This window comes from Pseudomonas putida (assembly GCF_028682635.1).
GTDB lineage: Bacteria > Pseudomonadota > Gammaproteobacteria > Pseudomonadales > Pseudomonadaceae > Aquipseudomonas > Aquipseudomonas putida_AE.
The window spans coordinates 21507-38930 of record NZ_JANHLK010000009.1 but is presented as its reverse complement, the minus strand read 5'-3'; the positions used below and the strand labels follow the sequence as shown (position 1 = coordinate 38930).

19 protein-coding genes are annotated in these 17424 nt (G+C 61.2%); 4 read left to right on the top strand and 15 right to left on the bottom strand.

Going from position 1 to position 17424, the window contains the following annotated elements:
* Positions 1-4 precede the first annotated feature (4 nt).
* The 6 genes from NPS56_RS13345 to NPS56_RS13320 form a co-directional block, all read right to left on the bottom strand.
* The gene (locus tag NPS56_RS13345; protein WP_274075026.1) at positions 5-640 is read right to left on the bottom strand and encodes an NADH:ubiquinone oxidoreductase subunit N; all 636 of its coding nucleotides are present in this window, start codon (positions 638-640) and stop codon (positions 5-7) included.
* A 92-nt stretch (positions 641-732) separates the two neighbouring features.
* Positions 733-2181, bottom strand: a complete 1449-nt coding sequence (locus NPS56_RS13340; protein ID WP_274075025.1) for an efflux transporter outer membrane subunit — start codon at positions 2179-2181, stop codon at positions 733-735.
* The gene (locus NPS56_RS13335; protein ID WP_274075024.1) at positions 2178-3065 is read right to left on the bottom strand and encodes an efflux RND transporter periplasmic adaptor subunit; all 888 of its coding nucleotides are present in this window, start codon (positions 3063-3065) and stop codon (positions 2178-2180) included. Before NPS56_RS13335 ends, NPS56_RS13340 begins: the two co-directional genes overlap by 4 nt.
* A complete protein-coding gene (locus tag NPS56_RS13330) occupies positions 3062-3271 on the bottom strand; it encodes a DUF1656 domain-containing protein (RefSeq protein WP_274075023.1) in 210 nt (69 codons plus the stop codon). The genes NPS56_RS13335 and NPS56_RS13330 overlap by 4 nt, the downstream gene beginning before the upstream one ends.
* On the bottom strand, positions 3268-5340 hold the full coding sequence (locus tag NPS56_RS13325; protein WP_274075022.1) for an FUSC family protein: 2073 nt from the start codon (positions 5338-5340) through the stop codon (positions 3268-3270). The genes NPS56_RS13330 and NPS56_RS13325 overlap by 4 nt, the downstream gene beginning before the upstream one ends.
* Entirely contained in the window at positions 5337-5765 is a 429-nt protein-coding gene (locus NPS56_RS13320; RefSeq protein ID WP_274075021.1) for a MarR family winged helix-turn-helix transcriptional regulator, read from the bottom strand. The genes NPS56_RS13325 and NPS56_RS13320 overlap by 4 nt, the downstream gene beginning before the upstream one ends.
* Positions 5766-6106: 341 nt before the next feature.
* On the opposite strand from NPS56_RS13320, the gene NPS56_RS13315 reads away from it, so the two are divergent.
* Entirely contained in the window at positions 6107-6298 is a 192-nt protein-coding gene (locus tag NPS56_RS13315; RefSeq protein ID WP_425313628.1) for a type II toxin-antitoxin system RelE/ParE family toxin, read from the top strand.
* Between the two features lie 4 nt (positions 6299-6302).
* On the opposite strand, the gene NPS56_RS13310 is transcribed toward NPS56_RS13315, so the two are convergent.
* Complete coding sequence (locus tag NPS56_RS13310; protein WP_274075020.1) at positions 6303-6548, bottom strand: DUF2789 domain-containing protein; 246 nt, start codon at positions 6546-6548, stop codon at positions 6303-6305.
* A gap of 130 nt (positions 6549-6678) precedes the next feature.
* Positions 6679-7140, bottom strand: a complete 462-nt coding sequence (locus tag NPS56_RS13305) for an aminoacyl-tRNA deacylase (protein WP_274075019.1) — start codon at positions 7138-7140, stop codon at positions 6679-6681.
* A 196-nt stretch (positions 7141-7336) separates the two neighbouring features.
* Between NPS56_RS13305 and NPS56_RS13300 the strand changes: the two genes are divergently transcribed.
* Both NPS56_RS13300 and NPS56_RS13295 read left to right on the top strand, forming a co-directional pair.
* Positions 7337-7870 carry an NfeD family protein gene (locus tag NPS56_RS13300; protein WP_274075018.1) on the top strand — a complete coding sequence of 178 codons (534 nt, stop codon included), beginning with the start codon at positions 7337-7339 and terminating at the stop codon, positions 7868-7870.
* A 2-nt stretch (positions 7871-7872) separates the two neighbouring features.
* Positions 7873-8631 carry a slipin family protein gene (locus NPS56_RS13295; protein ID WP_274075017.1) on the top strand — a complete coding sequence of 253 codons (759 nt, stop codon included), beginning with the start codon at positions 7873-7875 and terminating at the stop codon, positions 8629-8631.
* A gap of 13 nt (positions 8632-8644) precedes the next feature.
* Here NPS56_RS13295 and NPS56_RS13290 read toward each other — a convergent pair whose 3' ends face one another.
* From NPS56_RS13290 to NPS56_RS13265, 5 genes are all read right to left on the bottom strand, one after another.
* Positions 8645-9205, bottom strand: a complete 561-nt coding sequence (locus NPS56_RS13290; RefSeq protein WP_274075016.1) for a hypothetical protein — start codon at positions 9203-9205, stop codon at positions 8645-8647.
* 114 nt (positions 9206-9319) lie between these two features.
* Positions 9320-10813 (bottom strand): efflux transporter outer membrane subunit, encoded by a 1494-nt coding sequence (locus tag NPS56_RS13285; RefSeq protein WP_274075015.1) that lies wholly within the window; start codon positions 10811-10813, stop codon positions 9320-9322.
* Positions 10810-11874 (bottom strand): HlyD family secretion protein, encoded by a 1065-nt coding sequence (locus tag NPS56_RS13280; RefSeq protein WP_274075014.1) that lies wholly within the window; start codon positions 11872-11874, stop codon positions 10810-10812. The genes NPS56_RS13285 and NPS56_RS13280 overlap by 4 nt, the downstream gene beginning before the upstream one ends.
* A gap of 26 nt (positions 11875-11900) precedes the next feature.
* Complete coding sequence (locus NPS56_RS13275) at positions 11901-13436, bottom strand: MFS transporter (protein ID WP_274075013.1); 1536 nt, start codon at positions 13434-13436, stop codon at positions 11901-11903.
* 195 nt (positions 13437-13631) lie between these two features.
* Complete coding sequence (locus tag NPS56_RS13265; RefSeq protein ID WP_274075012.1) at positions 13632-14555, bottom strand: LysR family transcriptional regulator; 924 nt, start codon at positions 14553-14555, stop codon at positions 13632-13634.
* Positions 14556-14704: 149 nt separating this feature from the next.
* Between NPS56_RS13265 and NPS56_RS13260 the strand changes: the two genes are divergently transcribed.
* Complete coding sequence (locus NPS56_RS13260) at positions 14705-15643, top strand: RHS repeat-associated core domain-containing protein (protein WP_274075011.1); 939 nt, start codon at positions 14705-14707, stop codon at positions 15641-15643.
* A gap of 32 nt (positions 15644-15675) precedes the next feature.
* On the opposite strand, the gene NPS56_RS13255 is transcribed toward NPS56_RS13260, so the two are convergent.
* Entirely contained in the window at positions 15676-16542 is an 867-nt protein-coding gene (locus tag NPS56_RS13255) for an ABC transporter permease (protein WP_274075010.1), read from the bottom strand.
* 21 nt (positions 16543-16563) lie between these two features.
* The gene (locus tag NPS56_RS13250) at positions 16564-17424 is read right to left on the bottom strand and encodes an ABC transporter ATP-binding protein (protein WP_274075009.1); all 861 of its coding nucleotides are present in this window, start codon (positions 17422-17424) and stop codon (positions 16564-16566) included.

Sequence of the window (17424 nt, the reverse complement as noted above, 5' to 3'; positions counted from 1 at the left end):
TGAATCAGGAATACTGCACTTCAATCTCATCAAGCTGATGATCAAAGGTTTTCAACCGCGCCGTCCATGTATAGATCAGCACCTCGAAATCCCGATTGATCACCGCCCCACCCGTCACTTCCTCGCGCGGGTCGCAGAAGTCCAGTTGATAGCGCTCGCGGGCCATGGCGGTGGCGACGTCAGCCAGCTCGCGGGCATTATTGAGCCAATGGCGACCGTCGTCGGCCACTTGCTTGTCCAGCTCCAGGCATTGTTTTTTCAGGGTTTCGAGGCTTTTTTCCAGCGGCGTGCCCGTGAGTTCCCCCATGACTTCCTGGAAAGTCCTGCCAGGTTGCCAGTAGCTGCCCCAGAAATACCGATCGAACACTGATTCGACACGCCGTAGCGCCACCTTGGTGTCCCAGATCATCACCAGGGTCTTGCCTTGTTCAAGCTGTCTTTTCTTGACTCGTTGCCCCTGGACCGAGGCCCAGGCCACCACCGCGATGGACATCACGGCAATCAACAGTGCGGCGCTGTCGAGGAACGTTAGTGCCGTGTCGATCTGGTGGGCCAGCATGATGCCGTAGAAATAGGTGGCCGTGAGCAGCACCAACGCCACAACGGCGCACCAGAAGCCGAGAGCATAAGGGTTTTTCATTATTGGTTTCCCCATGACCTGCGCATGCCTTGTGCGAATCGAGGACGCTTTGCACGAACGCCCTTTCGACACTTCAAAGCATAGCAACGGCCTCAGGGTTTGCCGGAGTTCGACCCTTGCGTTCGTCCGCTTTCCCAACCGCCGCCCAGGGCGAGGAACAAATCGATCTGGCTGATGGCCACCTGAGTGTTGGCGGCGGCCAGTTGCGCGGTGACGTCGGTGTAGGTGCGGGTCGCCTGCAGATCCGCCAGGAACGACGCACGGCCGGCCTGGAAGAAGCGATGGGTCTGGTCTGCGGCCAGCTTCGCCGACTGCTCGGCGTCCGCCAGGGCCTCACGGCGTTGCAGCAAGGCGGAGTACTGGGCCAGACCGGTCTGGGTTTCACGAATCGCGTTGAGCACCACGCCATCGAAGTGTGCAAGCGTGGCCTGGGTCACCGCCTCAGCCTCGCGAATGCGTGCCCGGGCGCCGTTGGTCGGCACGTTCCAGGTCAGCGACGGACCGAAACCCCAGCGGTTGGTGGACGGCTCGCCGAGGTTTTCCAGGATACCGACCGTACCGATGGTCGCGCCGATGCGGATGTCCGGGTACAGCTCACCGGTAGCGATACCGATACCGGCGGTCGCGGCCGCCAGTCGACGTTCGGCCTGGCGGATGTCGGGGCGGCGCTTGAGCAGCGATGCACCATCACCCACCGGCAACAATTGCGCGATTTTTGGCAGTTCGGCGCAGCTGTCGGTGCCAGCCGGTAGTTGATCCAGCGGTTTGGCCAGCAGCATCGACAGGCGGAACAGCCCGGCCTGCCGCGCCGCTTCATAGCGCGGCATGTCGGCGCGCAAGGATTTGAATTGGGTTTGCGAACGGGTCACCTGGGTTTCGTCACCACGCCCAGCATCGCGCAATCGCTGGATGAGTGTGGTGCTCTGGGCTTGAAGGTCGAGGGAATGCTGGGCGATTTCCCGTTCCTCGTTGGCCGCGCACACCTGGGTGTAGGCCCGGACCACATCGGCCACCAGGGTGATGCGCGCCGTATCGGCCGCCGCCTGGGTCGCATCGGCATTGGCCTTGGCCGCTTCGATGCCGCGCTGCAAGGTGCCGAACAGGTCGAATTGGTAGGACGCACTGATGCCGATATCGCCGATGTTGGCCACCGGCACTTTTTCCGGTAGCAGGAACGCTTCACCGGATTCCTGCAAGCGCTGGGCGCCCATCTTCACCCCACCGCTCCAGCCGCCCGCTGCTTCGGCCTGGTCGACCTGAGCGCGCGCTCGCAGCAGGCTGGCGGCCGCTACGCGCAGATCCGTGTTGGAGGCCAGGGCCTGCTGCACCAACTGGTCAAGCCGCGGGTCATGATACAGGCGCCACCAATCGCCAGGCACCGGCGCCGAAACCACCGGCTTGCCGTTCACCGCCAGTTCGCCCTGCAGGTCTTCACGGTGGATGGCGGCTTCGTCCGGCAAGTGATAATCCGGACCGACCACCTGACACGCCGACAACAGCAAGCCTAATCCGGCGATCGCCAAACCCGAGGCCTTGCTCATAACGCGGGCTCCCGTTTCTGGTCGTCGATGATCGATACCGTGGCGGTGCGCCCGGCGATCATGCGGAAATCTTCAGGGACGTCATCGAACGCGATGCGCACCGGAATCCGCTGGGCCAACCGCACCCAACTGAAGGCCGGATTGACGTTGGGCAGCAGGTTGTTGCCACTGGTGCGGTCGCGATCCTCGATACCGGCCACGATGCTTTCCACATGGCCGCGCAGTCGCGCGTTGTCGCCGATCACCCGGATGTCGACGCTTTGGCCGATGTGGATGCCGTTGAGCTTGGTTTCTTCGAAATAGCCGTCGATATGGAAAGAATTGCTATCCACCACCGACAACACCGGCCGCCCGGCACTGACGAATTCCTGGGTGCGCGGCGCGCGGTCGTTGACGTAGCCGTCCACGGGGCTGCGGATCACCGAGCGGTCGAGGTTCAGTTGCGCACTGTCGACGGCGACCTGAGCTTCCATCAACGCCACTTGGGCACGGGCCACCCGTGACTGGCTTTCCTCCAGTTGCTCGCCCGGCACCAGATTGCCAAGCCCCTTGTTACGCTTGGCTTCGCGCTGGGCCTGGGCCAGGGTTTCCTCGCGATCGGCGACCGCCGCTTTCGCCTGGCGCAAGGCCAGTTTGAAGCGGTCCTGGTCGATGCTGAACAGCACCTGGCCGCGCTTGACCAACTGGTTGTCGCGCACTTGCACTTGCTGGATCAGCCCGGACACGTCCGGCGCGATCTGTACGATGTCGGCACGAATGTGCCCGTCACGGGTCCAGGGCGCGAACATGTAATACATCACCATGCGCCAGACCACGACCACGGCGAAGGTGACGATCAGCAGCGTCAGGACCACGCGGCCGAGGGTTAAAAACGGTTTTTTCATGTCATCAGGTATCGGCTGAGTGAGTCCACAGCGCCCAGCAGCAGGGCGTAGAGGGCCACGTTGAACAATGCCCGGTGCCAGACCAGACGGTAAAAGTGCAGGCGCGTCAGCACCCCGTGTACCAACAGGTACACCACATAGGTAATGCCCATCAGCGCCAGCAGCGTGGGCAGGAACACCCCACTGATATCCAGATCACCGATCATAAAGGCGCTCCATCGATGCCGTGGGGAAGCGGTTCTTCAGACTCGGCAGAACCAACGAATTCGACGCCGGGCAACAACGCCAGGCGCAAGCCGCTGAGGGCGTGCAGCAGGTGCAGGCGGGTTTGCTCATCCGGCGCGCTGGCCAAGGCTCGGCGGGTGCGGTCGAGGGTCATCAATAACGGGCTCGGTGCCGGCAGGCGTTCACCGGCCTTGAGACAGGCCGTGAAGTATTCGCCAACCTCGGCCACCACCTGATGCAGCAACGCCTGCGGTGCACCCTGAACCCGCGGCGTGTAGGCCAGCAGGTCCAGCAGGTTCAGTGCCACCCTGACTTCGCGTAGGGCGATGCCGGTGTCCTGGCCGGTCACGGCCAGGCGCGGCAGATGCTGCATCAGTCGATCCAGCACCTGCACACCCAGGCGCCGGTGATCGGCCAATGTGGCCGGCTCGGTGAGACTGACAATGTCGCGCCAGGCGAAACGGGTCAGGCGCTTGGCCGCCAGCTCGGCCCCGAATGGCCGGGCGATCAGGGTCCAGACGAAGGCAAACAGCAAGCCGACGGGACCTGCCAGGTTGGAGTTGGCGAAGCTGAGGAAGTCCGCGTCGTACGCGCCCTGGATACTGATGAACGACGAGGTGTTGACCAACGTCATCAGCATGCCCAGATAAAACTGTGGCTTGACCGTCAGGGTGCCGATGCAGATGAACGGCACGGCGAATGCCAGCACCAGCATCGGGAAATCATGCAGGTTGGGCAGGACGAGAAACAGGTAGAGGCTGGCAAACACCACCGACATCGCCGTCCAGAAAAAGAACCGGTAGATCTGCGGTGCCGGGTCGTCCATCGAAGCAAAGAAGCTGCAGGCCACGGCCGCCAGAATCACCGCCGCGCCGCCGTCGGTCCAGCCCAGCAGAATCCACAACACCGAGGCGACAATGATCGCAACGACGGTGGAGGCGGCGGAATAGAGCATCAGGCCACGATCGAGGAAGGGGGTCAGGCGCCCCAGGCGCCAATGCCGATAGACCGCGCGCCAACTGTCCTGGCTTTCGCACTCGATCGCGTGTTGCAGGCTGCGGCAGTCCTGCCACAGATCGACCCATTCGCCGAGGCGATAGATGGCGTTGGAGAACAGCAGTTGCTTGCGATCATCCAGCACTTCGGGGCTGGGTTGCAGTGCTTCGAGCTGGTCTTTAAGCGCTTGCCAGCGCTCGATGTCAGCGTCCTGGTGCTCGAGCCATTCGGTGGAGGCGGCCAGCAAGGGCGCGAACTTGTCCACCAGCTCGGGGGTGCGTCTTTCCAGAGCGTAGAGTGCATCGTCGAGGGCATCGATCACCGGCAACAGGTGAATCATCCGCCCGCGTAATTCCTTGGTGTTGCGCACCGTTTGTGGCCGCGCGCCTTCGTGGGGTAACTGACCGATCATCAATTCCAGAGTATTGAAGGTGGCAACCATCGAGGAGCGCAAAGCGCTGACTTCCTCGGGCTGCACGTTGCGGTCGAGAAAGCGCGCGCTGTAGATCGACGCGTCGGCAAACCATTTGCTCACCGAGTCGTTGAACACCGGGGCCAGCCGGCGCGGCCAGAACATGGCGCCAACCACCGCGGCGACGGCGATGCCCAGGAAAATTTCCTCGGTGCGCGCTTCGGCCACGTCCCACACCGCCAACGGGTTATTCACCACCGGCAGGGCGATCAACGGCAAGGTGTAGCCGGCCAGCATCAAGGCGTAATTGTTGGCGGTGCGCAAATGCATGGACAGGAACAGCAGGGTCCCGGTCCACAGCGCGATGACCACCACCAGCACATAAGGGCTCTGCACGAACATCGGCACGAACAGGACAGCCGCAGCGGCACCCAGAAAAGTGCCGACCGCTCGGTACAGCGCCTTGGAGCTGGTCGGCCCGACAAACGGGCTGGACACGATATACACCGTGGCCATCGCCCAATAAGGACGCGGCATTTGCATGAGCAGGGCGATGTACAGCGCGATCATCGAGGCCGCGAAGGTGCGCACGCCGTAGAACCAGTCCCGCGCCGGGGGGAAGCCGGAAAAAAAGCCGTTCAAGGGTTGTCGTCCGATGGTTGCCCGGCCGCTTCAAAGGCCTTCAATACCCGTAGAGTGGCTTCCAGATCTCGCGGATCGATACCTTCGAGCACCTCATTGCGCAATCGAACCAGTTCGACCTCGACGGTTTGCACCAGAATGCGACCGCTATCGGTGAGGCTCAGGCATTTGGCGCGACGATCCTGGGCGTCTTCGGTGCGGCAGACGTAGCCGCCATGACACAGCTGATCAAGCAATCGCACCAGGGACGGGCTTTCCATCCCCGCCGCCTGCGCCACTGTCACCTGCCGCACACCCTCCCCCAGGCGCCCGATCATCAGCAGCGGGACGGCACAGGCTTCAGAAATTCCATAGTTGGCCAGCGTGGCCTGGCAGATTTTGCGCCAGTGCCGCGCGGCCACCACCATGGTGCTGCTGATGTTCATCTGGAGAGCGTCGAGGGAATTCGGCACGAGGGTCAATACACACTGTTAGTTTGCTAACTATCAATATGCCATTGGAGGGGATTTTCAGTCAAGTTTTGAAACAAATTGGTTGCCATCTGTCGTAGGACTGCCCAAATGGAGTTCGCAAGGTGGACATCGCTCGTGTTTCGATGAGCAGAGGCGACGGCCTGACGAACGATGAAGTGGAAGCAGAATTCGCCTCCAGGCGTGGACGGGCAGCCATACAAGAATGAAAATAATCTGGACGCGAGAAGCAGCACAGGATCGTGCGGACATCTGGTATTTACCTGCACACCGTTAACCCTGAAGCAGCCATCGACATGGATAGCCGCTTCAGCGATGCGATGTCCCAACTAGCCCAATACCCGGAAAGCGGCCCCGCGGGAATCATTGCAGGCACTCGCGAGCTGATTCCACATCAGAGCTATCGCATCGTTTATGAGCAAGCGGTGAATGCAATCTGGATACTTGCCCTGGTTCACACATCTCGACAGTGGCCGCCAGAGAATTGAATCCCTATACCCCCCGCCCCTTTCTCAGCATCACATTCAACTGATCCACCACCTCCGCCCAATCGGCATCATCCAGGATTTCATTGCGCAACAGATCCGCCTGGCTCGGGCTCCAGAAAAAAGCATCCGCCAGGTGCAAGTCCGGTTTGAGCGGTGAGTGGGTGGCGATGAATTTGTCGATGTTCTCGGCGTCGTCGGGAAGGCCGAGTTGTTTGAACAGGGAGGGAAGGCTGTGGGTTGGGTTTTCCATGACTGGCTCCTGGGTGGTTTAGGTGACCGCTGCGCGGTCAATCGCGAGCAAGCTCGCTCCTACAGGGGAACGCGTCACCTTGTAGGAGCGTGGCTTGCCCGCGAAGGCGATGTGACTGACTGCGCAAAATTCAATGACTCAACTCCCGCACCTCCGCATGCGGCACCATTTTCAGGAATTGAGGCATGTCCATATGCAACAGGTTGATGTGGTTGCCGGCTTCCAGATAGATGTCTTTCTGCCGGGTCAGCAGTGGGTCGATGACCACGTCCAGGCCATAGGCTTCGCCCAGGGCAGGCACGGCGCCGCGTTCGCAGTCGTCGAACAGGTGCGGCAGATTGCTTTCCCTGGAGACCTGCCATTCACCGGTGCTGCGCACTTTGCTCAAGTCCAGGTGACGGCTGGCAGGCAGCAGGGCCATCAGGTAATGCCCGTGGTGGTCGTCGAGGATCACCGACTTGGCCACCCGTTCCGCGGGAATACCCGCGACCCGCGCGGTTTCGAGGCTGCTGGCCGAGTGTGGATGGGTGACGATGTCATATTCGCATTGAGCCTGGTCCAGGCTTCTCTGCACGGTTCTTGCCATACGCATGATGCACCTCGGAGTCCGCAATAACGCCTGGCGGACGATGGTTAACATTTTTGTACGTAGTAAAAGTCTAGGCCCGCCGGGGCAAACCAGCGGGAAATCCGCCCATCGGGCAGGTTTACAACTGGGCAAAATTCATACAACCAGCGCCTCAACTAGACTGTATACAGAACCACCTGCGACTCTCCCGGAGGGTCACGTGAACACTCGCTGTTGTGCCGTTGCATTGCTGTTGGCATTAAGCGGATCCGCCATCGCCGCGGACACCGCCGGACTGCCCGCTTCCAACCCCGCGGGGATCTGGCTGATTACCTTCGGTATCGCGTTCCTGATCGCCGAGGCGGCCCTGCCCAACTACGGCGTGATCGGTCTGGGCGGGATCGTGATGTTCGTGATCGGCGCGGTGATCCTGACCAATGCCGAATTGCCCGTGCCGTTGATGATCGGCCTGGGCCTGATCAGCGCGTTGCTGCTGATATTCCTGCTGATCCGCGCCCTGAAGACCCGGCCGCGTCATACCGTCAGCGGCGATGCCGGCCTGCTGGGCAGCGTTACCCCGGTGCTGGCCTTGCAGGCCGGCGATGCCTGCCTGGGCTGGGTACATTTGCAGGGCGAACGCTGGCAGGTGTCGAGCACCACGCCATTGCAGATCGGGCAACAGGTCCGGGTGGTGGCACGCAAGGGATTGTTGCTGGAAGTGGCCGCGGCTGACGCGGTAACGGTTGGAGGTTAGTCATGGGTCTGCAAATCGGTTTTGTCGCGCTGCTGCTACTGCTGATCGCACTGGCGGGGGCGACGTTCCGCATCTTGCGCGAGTACGAGCGCGGGGTGGTGTTCCAACTCGGACGCTTCTGGCAGGTCAAGGGCCCAGGCCTGATCCTGCTGATTCCGGTGATCCAGCAAATGGTCCGCGTCGACTTGCGCACCATCGTCCTCGACGTCCCGCCGCAGGATGTGATCACCCGCGACAACGTCTCGGTCAAGGTCAACGCCGTGCTGTACTTCCGCGTGCTCGATCCGCAGAAGGCGATCATTCAGGTCGAAGATTTTCTCATGGCCACCAGCCAACTGGCGCAAACCACCTTGCGCGCGGTGCTCGGCAAACACGAACTCGATGAACTGCTGGCCGAGCGCGAACGGCTGAACATCGACATCCAGCAAGTCCTCGACGCCCAGACCGACGCCTGGGGCATCAAGGTGGCCAACGTCGAAATCAAGCACGTCGACCTCAACGAATCGATGATCCGCGCCATCGCCAGACAGGCAGAAGCGGAACGCGAACGCCGGGCCAAAGTGATCCACGCGGAAGGCGAATTGCAGGCTTCGGAAAAACTCATGCAGGCCGCCGAAATGCTCGGCCGCCAGCCCGGCGCCATGCAGCTGCGCTACATGCAGACGCTGAGCTCGATCGCCGGGGACAAGAGCTCGACCATCGTCTTTCCGTTGCCGATCGAATTGCTCAAGGGCATGGCGGATCTGTCGGCCAAATCTTGAGTCGAGGGTAACTCTACAACAGGATATAGAAACCCAGAATCGCTACGCCCCAAACGCACAAGCCAAATGTGAACCCGACTCCATTGGCAAAAGTCAGTGTTGCGTTCGCCGTTCCGCGCACGTCGTTTTCCAGATAGTTGATTGCTTCCTGTACACGCAACAAGGAGCAGACTTGCAAGAGTAGAACCAGAAGACTCAGGGCAAAGCTGATGTGCAGATCCGGTAACCACGCCAGCCCCATGCCCGCTAGCGCAGTCATGATCACAATCAACGCAAGCAAGCGTGGATACCAACGATAGTCCTTACCTGAAGCGCGTATTCGCCGTTCAATGCTGGTGAACAACGAGTACACAAAAAACACGAAAAAAATTGCACGAACTATGGGTAACACTTTGTTGCCCGTGGCGGTGCGGTAAAGCTTCCAGTTTTTATACATCCAATAGGTAAGGTACAAACCAAAGGTGAAAACGATCATCAGCGCGAATTTGCTTGTCCCCACAACAAAAAAGGTCGCGCGGGGTGGTTCAGTGCAATCAAGTTCGGCCACTGGAGGCGCATAAGGATTGGCATTCATAGGGATGCATAACCAGGGTCATGGAGTGGACCAAAATGCTAACCCCTGATGGGCATCCCGGATGCCCACACAAAAAAATCAGGACCCTTCCTACGCCCGGCTACACAGTTTCACTCACCGCTGTGCGGTCAGCGGATAAACCGACTCCCATCCACCACCCAGCGCCTTGTACAACCCGACCGCCGCCAGCGAAACACCGGTGGAGCTCTCCACCCACTGCTCCTGAGTCGCCAGCAAGGCGCCTTGCACGGTGAGCACGTTGACGAAGTCCACCACGCCCTCGACGTATTGCCGTTGCGCGGTTTGCAGGGCGATCCGGTTCTGCCGCACCGCTTCGGCGAGGCTGTCGCGGCGCAGTTGGCTGGCGTTGTAGGCGCTCAATTGGTCGTCGATTTCATGCCAGGCGCGCAGCACGGTTTGCTGGTAAGCGATGGCTGCTTCCTGTTGCTGGGCCTCGCGCAGATCCAGCACGCCGCGCAGGCGACCGCCGTCGAACAGTGGCAGGCTGAACTGCGGGCCGATGCCGAAGGTGCGTGAACCCCAGGAACCGAAATCGCTCAATTGCATGGCTTGCGAACCGACACTGCCCGACAGGGTGATGCGCGGGTAGAAATCACCCTTGGCAACGCCGATGCTCGCGGTCGCGGCATGCAGGCGGGCTTCGGCCTGGCGGATGTCCGGGCGGCGCTCGGCCAGTTGCGACGGCAGGCCGATGGCGACCTGGCGCGGGGTTTGCGGCACCGGCGCGTCGGCGGATAACTCGGCCGCCAGCGCTTGGGGCGGTTCGCCCATCAACAGGCTCAGGGCGTTGATCAGTTGGGCCTGGCGTTGCTCCAGTGCTGGCAGGCGCGATTCGATGGTCGCGACCTGGGCGGCCGCTTCGGCGACATCGAGGTCGGTTGCGACGCCGTCGGCCAGGCGCAGTTGCGACAGCTTCAGGCTATGGCGGGCGACGTCGAGGTTCTGTTCGGTGACGGCGCGGGTATTCTGCACACCGCGCAGTTGAATGTAGTCCTGGGCGGTTTCGGCCAGCACCGACAACAGCACGCCGCGACGGTCGTTTTCCGCCACTTCCAGAGTGGCATCGGCAGCCTCGGTTTCGCGACGTACCCTGCCCCAGAAATCCAGTTCCCAAGAGGCGGAGAACCCGGCATCCCAAAGGTTGAACGCGGAGTTACCGTCATGTCCCGACGGGTCGCTCAGGCCTTCGCCGCTGTTGCGTTTACGGGCGTAACTGCCGCCGACGGCGCTGGTGGGATAACGATCGGCCGTCACCACCTGGCGCACCGCACGGCTTTGCTGCAAGCGGCTGCTGGCGAGCTTCAGGTCGAGGTTGTCGGTCAGGGCGCGCTGAGTAAGGGCCGAGAGTTTCGGATCGTTGAACACTTGCCACCAGCGTTCGTTCATCGACTCGGCGCTGGCTTGGCTGGTGGCGGCTTTTGATGGTTTTGACCACTCGGTGACTTGCTGCGCCTGTGGTTTTTGGAAGTCCGGGCCGACGGTGCAGGCTGACAGTCCCATGACAAGCAAGGCGCAAAAAGTGAGTTGTGGCAAGCGCCCTCTTCGCGAGCAAATCGAATCGTCGGCACATTCAACGAACATCTTCATCGCTGAACAACCTCATTAGCCTTGACGTTGGCCGTATCGATACTCGCCTCCACCGACATCCCTACCCGCAACCGCTGGGCCAGGGCCTGCCCCGGCTCCAGCACGATCTTCACCGGAATCCGCTGCACTACCTTGGTGAAGTTGCCAGTGGCGTTATCCGGTTTGACCGAAGCAAAAGTCACCCCGGTGGCCGGTGCGATGCTCTCGACCCGCCCGTTCAAGGTTGCGCCGCCAAAGGTGTCGACATGCACCTGCACGTCCTGCCCCGGTTGCACATTCGTCAGTTGGGTTTCCTGGAAATTGGCCACCACGTAGGCCTGCGCCAGCGGTACCACCGCGAGCAGTTTGCTGCCTGGCGTGACATAGGCGCCGACCCGCACCGCGCGCTCACCGACCATGCCGTCCTGCGGCGCGGTGATCCGTGTGTAAGACAGCTCGTAACTGGCGATTTCAAGCTTGGCCTGCGCCCGTTTCAAACCACCCTCCGCCCCATCACGTTGGGCGGCGAGTATGTCCACCTGCTTGCGCTCCGCCGCCAGCACCGCCGTGACATTGGTCAACCGGGCACCGGCCTGGTCGATCCGCGTGCGCGCTTGTTGAGCGTTCTGCACCGTGCCGGCCCCGACCCCGGCCAGGTGGTTGTAACGGTCCAGTTCATGTTGCGCGAAGGCCATTTCCGCCTTGGCGGACACCACCTGTGCCTGCGCCTGGGCGATCACCGAAGCCTGACGCTCAAGCGTCGCCCGGGCATTTTCCAGTTGCGCCTGGGCCATCACGGCTTCGGCGGCGGCCGCTTCGGCGGCGGCGCGCAGGTCGCGGTCATCGATCAGCGCCAGCAACTGCCCGGCCTTGACCTGTTGGTTGTCTTCCACCAGCACTTGCTTGATGAACCCGGCAACGCGGGGCACCACCAGCGTGTAGTCGGCCGAGACATAGGCATCATTGGTGCTCTGCTGCGTGCGCTGGCCGAAGAGGCCGGGCGCCAGCAGATAAATCAGGACGCCCGTCGCGATCACGACGCAGACGCCAACGGCTACTTTTTGCTTGGATTGAGTCGTCATGAAAACCTTCTGTTTCAGTGATGCGTTCAAGTCGGCGCACGGGGCGGATAGATCCGCGTCGGCAGCCAGAAAATCAGCAGGATCAGCGCCACTGCGACGCCAGCCATGCACAGGTAAAGATCCGCTGCGGCCAGCACCACGGCCTGCTCATGCAGGCGGTGGGCAAGGCCCGGGGTGTCGCTGTCGACCAGGGGCGAATTACCGAGGCGGTCCACCAGCATGGTCGAGTGAAAGTGCAGGCGATGCGTGGTCAGGGTTTCCAGCACGCCGGTGGCGATCACCGCCGCCAGGCCTTTGACGGTGTTGAACCAGGACGACGCGAAGGGGCCGTCCATGGGGCTGATGCTGCCGGTCGAGAGCATCAGCAATGGCAGCACCGACATCGGTTGGCCGAAGATCTGTAGCAGTTGCAGGGCATAGAATTCGTCGCGAATCCACACCGAGGTCAGCTGCGAACCGCCGATGCAGGACAACACCAGCATGCTCAGGCCGATCCCCAGCACCCAGCGGCAATCGACCCAGCGCAGGTTGCACAGCGCCGCCACCAACGGCAGCGCGATCAACTGCGGAAGCGCTGCCAACAGGGTGATGGGCGCGGTCTGCACCGGGCGATAACCCTGGACCTGCGCCAGATAGCTGGACGGAATGATCACCACCGCCAGCAACACCACCAGCACGCCGGCCAGGGTGATCAGGGCGAACGACAGGTTGCGGATGCCGAGCATCTGCAGTTTGAAAAACGGAATTGGCTGCGACCACTCGTTGATCAGGAACGCCACCAACAACAGCGTACCGACCACTAGCAATCCGCAGATCAGGCTCGACTCGAACCAGTCCAGCCGATTGCCCTGCAGGATGCCGATCACCAGCATGCAGATCGCCGGAAAACCCAGGAGCAGACCACACCAGTTGAACTGCTTGAAGCGCTCCAGGCGCAGCGGGTCCTGGGGGATGCCATAGGCCACGGCAACCATGGCGATCAGGCACGGCGCGACGATCTGCCAAAAGGTCCACTGCCAGCCGACGTACTCGCTCCATAGCCCGGCCAGCGGCGTGCCCAGTCCGGGTCCGAAGGTGGCAGTGAGGGCATAACCGGCCAGTCCGTACAGCTTGACGTTGGCCGGCAGAAAACGCAGGGCGACGGTCATCAGCATCGGCGGCAGCGCGCCACCGGCAAGGCCTTGCAGCGTACGCAGGACCAACAGACTTTCGTAGTTCGGCGCCAACGGGCACAACACGCCCAGCAGGGTGAAGGCACCGATGGCACACAGGGTGAAGCGCCGCAGCGACAGCGTCACCGCGCACCACGGCGCGAAGGCCATGGCCGCCACCGAGGTCGCGGCGTAGCTGGCGACCAGCCAGGTGCCTTCGTCGTAGCCGATGGCCAAGGCTCCACGGATGTCGGCCAGGGCTACCTTGGTCACCATTTCGTTCAAGCCCGACACCAGCACGGCGAGCAATACGCCCACCAGGCCGATGATGATCCGCGGACCAAAAACCTGTGGCGCGGTGGCCGTCGGGCTGGCCGCGGCGATAGGGGCCGTGACCGTCAGGGAAGTCATTACTGCTAGCTCCGGGATTTTGGTGTCGGAGCATTCTAAAAAGGTCGGGACCTGACGAAAACTGACTTATCGACAGGTTATAAGTGCGCTAGACGCAACGATAAATAACCTGTGGGAGCGGGCTTGCTCGCGAAGAGGGCGTGTCAGACAACAATGAAGTCGTCTGACCCACCGCTTTCGCGAGCAAGCTCGCTCCTACGGGACCGGTTGCGCCGCCAGCCACGTCTCGTCACAGCAGGTTTTCAGGGTTTCGCGCAGCCAACGGTGAGCCGGGTCATTGTCGAAACGAGGATGCCAGGCCTGGTTGAGCACGATGGTGGGCAACGGGATTGGCAGGGTGAACGAACGCAACTTCAGCCCCAGCCGACGGACGCTCAATAACGTCTCCCTGGGCACCGGCAGAATCAGGTCGGAATCGGGCAAGGCGAACATCGCCGCGTGGAAACTCGGGGCGATCACCGCTACCCGGCGCTCCAGGCCCAGGGCGTTGAGTGCCGCATCGATCGGCCCTCGAGCGATACCGCGGCGGGACATACTGATGTGGGGAAACCCTGCAAAACGCTCGGCAGTAATCTCCTCATCGAGCAATGGATGGTCCTCGCGCACCAGGCCGACAAACTGAGTGGAAAACAGGTTCTGCACCTTCACTTCCGGCATCAACGGCCGGTTGTTGCTGACGCTCAGATCGATGCGCCCCTCGCGCAAGGCCTCATCATCGCCATCGCCCTCTGGCGCAAAACGCAATTCGCAATGCGGGGCCTGACGCTCCACGGTATCGAACAGCTTGCCGCCGTAGATGCCGATGAAAAAATCGTTGGCGCGGATACTGAAGCGCCGCCGCAAACTGCCCAGATCCACCACCCTGGCCGAGTGGAACAACTGCGCGGCCTGCTCCACCACGTCGCGCACCTGCTCGCGCAACTCCAGCGCCTTCGGCGTCGGCACCAGCCCCCGGCCGGCACGCACCAGTATCGGATCGCCAATGGCCTCGCGGATGCGCGTCAACGTGCGGCTCATCGCCGCCGGGCTGAGGTTCATCCGCCGCGCCGCGCCCACCACACTGCCCTCGTCGAGGAGGGCGTCGAGGGCGACCAAGAGGTTCATGTCTGGGAGTTGCATGGGGAGCACTCGTAGCTAATCAGGATTGATTCAGGCGCAATGCTAGCAGATCAAAAGATCCAGACGCCCTAGCAGTTCTGATAGTTCTCGCCTGAGGACGTGAGGTGTAAAACTAAATCTCTCGACCATATTTCGGCGAAGCCATCGGCATGACTCAACTCAAACCTGTTGATCAGAAATCTCCTTCCTGGCAACGCACGACGCTGCTGGCAACCGACAGCAGCCATTCAATCATCGTCGAAATCGTCGATGGGAGAACCAACGCCATCGCCTATTCCGCTTACGGGCAACAGTCCGGGCAACAGGAAGTCATCACACACCTGGGCCTCAATGGCCAATTGCGTGAGATGCAAACCAGTTGGTATTTGTTGGGTAATGGCTATCGTGCCTACAACCCGCGATTGATGCGGTTTCATAGTCCGGACAGTTGGAGTCCGTTTGGGTGGGGCGGGTTGAATCCGTATACGTATTGCGTGGGAGATCCAGTCAATCATATAGATCCGACTGGACATGTTGGAGTATTGCGCGTCATTTCCTCAGCTCTACAAACCGCCATTAACTACGCTCGGCGTAGAGCAAACACGCTTTTCGATCACTGGGTGTCAAGCTCCCCTGTCACTGGGAGAGGCACGCTCGGAAATAGACCCATGGACGCAGCGCCTTCGATATCCCTACGTCGTACTGTTCCTCCCACTGAAGAAATATTTGGGAGTATCAGCTCTTTTTCGAGACCCCATAATAGTCCACCTGCGTACTTCAGCCATGACCCTGGCACCTTCTCCTACAAAAAACTGATTCCAAACACCTTGGCGATCTTTGACGGAACGCCTCCAGCGTATACACGCCGCATGCCTAGACCTTCAGTTCGACCACCGCCTCCGCCTCCGCCATACACCGCCCAGGACATGAGCCCATTAATTGATAGCGACATCTCCCGCCAACTCCCACAGATATCAACCCGCACCGATCCGAGCCATATGGTTGAGCAAATTCGCGAGAACAACTCTCATGCCTCAGTCGCGATACAGAATGACCCTGCCCGGATAAGCCGGATACAACGTTTGGTGTGGATGCGCGAAAATAGCTGACCCACACCCTTTTGTATCGCGCCAATGTCAATTCAACGCTGCATCCCCCACCGCTTCACCGTCACCCGCTCCAACGAATCAAACACCAGATTCTCTACCAGCAACCCAATCAAAATCACCACCGCCAACCCCGCAAACACCTTGTCCGTATACAACTCATTGCGGTTCTGGAAGATGTACCACCCCAACCCGCCCTTGCCGCTGGTGGCCCCAAACACCAATTCGGCGGCAATTAACGTGCGCCAGGCGAAGGCCCAGCCGATTTTCAATCCGGCGAGGATCGACGGCAGTGCCGCTGGGATCAGGATGAACAGCACGAAGCGCATGCCCTTGAGGCCGTAGTTGCGTCCGGCCATGCGCAGGGTTTCCGAAACGCCGAGAAAGCCTGCGTAAGTATTGAGCGCCAGGGCCCAGAGCACGGAATGCACCAGCACGAAGATCAGACTGTTCTGCCCAAGGCCAAACCACAGCAGCGCCAGCGGCAGCAGCGCAATCGCCGGCAATGGGTTGAACATCGAGGTCAGGGTGCTGAGCAGGTCGCGACCGAATTGGGTCGATACCGCCAGCGTCGTCAGGGCAAACGCCAGGACAATGCCGATCAGGTAGCCCTTGAGCAGCACCACCAGGGAAATCCACACCTTGCCCAGCAACTCACCGCTGAGCAGGCCGTCATACAGCGCATGAGCGGTCTGCACAAAACTCGGCAACAGCAAGTCGTTGTTCGTGTAACGCGCAGTGGCCTCCCAGAGTACGGCAAGCAGAATCAGGATCAGGCTTTTGCGCAGCCAGCCCTGTTGCCACAGGCGTTGGCCGAGCGGTAATTCACGCTCCAGCGGCACGCTGGTCAGTGGCTGCAAAACGGTTTCGAATTCTTCACGCGAAGATGATAAATGGCTCATCGGGCCCTCCTCTCAAACGGCTCAATAAGCGATGCGGATGTCAGCGAAACCCAGCTCGCGCTCGGTCTCCGGTGACTGGCCTTCATCGAACAACAACCTGTGAATGCGCCGCGCCGACTCCTGAAAAGCCACGCCGCCGAGGCTGTGTAGATCGTATTGATGACTGTGGACTTCCGCCCGCACCCGACCCGGATGTGGCGAAAGCAACAGGATGCGATTGCCCACCACCAACGCCTCTTCGATGGAGTGCGTGACGAACAGCAGCGTGAAACGCACCTCCTCCCAGAGCAGCAGCAACTCTTCCTGCATCTTGCGTCGGGTCAGGGCGTCGAGCGCGGCGAAGGGTTCGTCCATCAGGAGGATTTTCGGCTGCATCGCCAGCGCCCGGGCGATGGCAACGCGCGCCTTCATGCCGCCCGACAGGGTATGTGGATAGGCGTCGGCAAATGCCGCCAGGCCGACCTTTTCCAGGTAGTGCAGCGCCCGCTCTTCGGCCTCTTTACGCTTGAGGGTTTTCGAGGCCAGCAGCGGAAACATCACGTTCTGCTTGACGGTTTTCCACGGCGGCAGTTGATCGAATTCCTGGAACACGACAATGCGGTCCGGCCCCGGCGCATCGACGCGCTGACCCTGAAGGCGGATCTCGCCTTCGACTGGCTGGATGAAGCCGGCGGCGGCCTTGAGCAATGTCGACTTGCCGCAACCGGACGGCCCGAGCAGGACAAAACGGTCCGCCGGATCGACCTCGAAGCTGACCTGGTGGGTGGCCCGCACCACCCGCTGGGGCGTGCGGTACTCCAGGCTGACGTTATCGACCGACAACAGCGCCTGGGCTGCGGCGATCGGTTTGCTGACCGTGTGGCCTTGCAAGGGGGCGTTCAT

Bases quoted from the DNA above. Each gene is read 5' to 3' on its own strand.
- NPS56_RS13345 (WP_274075026.1), bottom strand. From the start codon at position 640: ATGAAAAACCCTTATGCTCTCGGCTTCTGGTGCGCCGTTGTGGCGTTG.
- NPS56_RS13340 (WP_274075025.1), bottom strand. From the start codon at position 2,181: ATGAGCAAGGCCTCGGGTTTGGCGATCGCCGGATTAGGCTTGCTGTTG.
- NPS56_RS13335 (WP_274075024.1), bottom strand. From the start codon at position 3,065: ATGAAAAAACCGTTTTTAACCCTCGGCCGCGTGGTCCTGACGCTGCTG.
- NPS56_RS13330 (WP_274075023.1), bottom strand. From the start codon at position 3,271: ATGATCGGTGATCTGGATATCAGTGGGGTGTTCCTGCCCACGCTGCTG.
- NPS56_RS13320 (WP_274075021.1), bottom strand. From the start codon at position 5,765: ATGAACATCAGCAGCACCATGGTGGTGGCCGCGCGGCACTGGCGCAAA.
- NPS56_RS13315 (WP_425313628.1), top strand. From the start codon at position 6,107: ATGGATAGCCGCTTCAGCGATGCGATGTCCCAACTAGCCCAATACCCG.
- NPS56_RS13310 (WP_274075020.1), bottom strand. From the start codon at position 6,548: ATGGAAAACCCAACCCACAGCCTTCCCTCCCTGTTCAAACAACTCGGC.
- NPS56_RS13305 (WP_274075019.1), bottom strand. From the start codon at position 7,140: ATGCGTATGGCAAGAACCGTGCAGAGAAGCCTGGACCAGGCTCAATGC.
- NPS56_RS13295 (WP_274075017.1), top strand. From the start codon at position 7,873: ATGGGTCTGCAAATCGGTTTTGTCGCGCTGCTGCTACTGCTGATCGCA.
- NPS56_RS13290 (WP_274075016.1), bottom strand. From the start codon at position 9,205: ATGAATGCCAATCCTTATGCGCCTCCAGTGGCCGAACTTGATTGCACT.
- NPS56_RS13285 (WP_274075015.1), bottom strand. From the start codon at position 10,813: ATGAAGATGTTCGTTGAATGTGCCGACGATTCGATTTGCTCGCGAAGA.
- NPS56_RS13280 (WP_274075014.1), bottom strand. From the start codon at position 11,874: ATGACGACTCAATCCAAGCAAAAAGTAGCCGTTGGCGTCTGCGTCGTG.
- NPS56_RS13275 (WP_274075013.1), bottom strand. From the start codon at position 13,436: ATGACTTCCCTGACGGTCACGGCCCCTATCGCCGCGGCCAGCCCGACG.
- NPS56_RS13265 (WP_274075012.1), bottom strand. From the start codon at position 14,555: ATGCAACTCCCAGACATGAACCTCTTGGTCGCCCTCGACGCCCTCCTC.
- NPS56_RS13260 (WP_274075011.1), top strand. From the start codon at position 14,705: ATGACTCAACTCAAACCTGTTGATCAGAAATCTCCTTCCTGGCAACGC.
- NPS56_RS13255 (WP_274075010.1), bottom strand. From the start codon at position 16,542: ATGAGCCATTTATCATCTTCGCGTGAAGAATTCGAAACCGTTTTGCAG.
- NPS56_RS13250 (WP_274075009.1), bottom strand. From the start codon at position 17,424: ATGAACGCCCCCTTGCAAGGCCACACGGTCAGCAAACCGATCGCCGCA.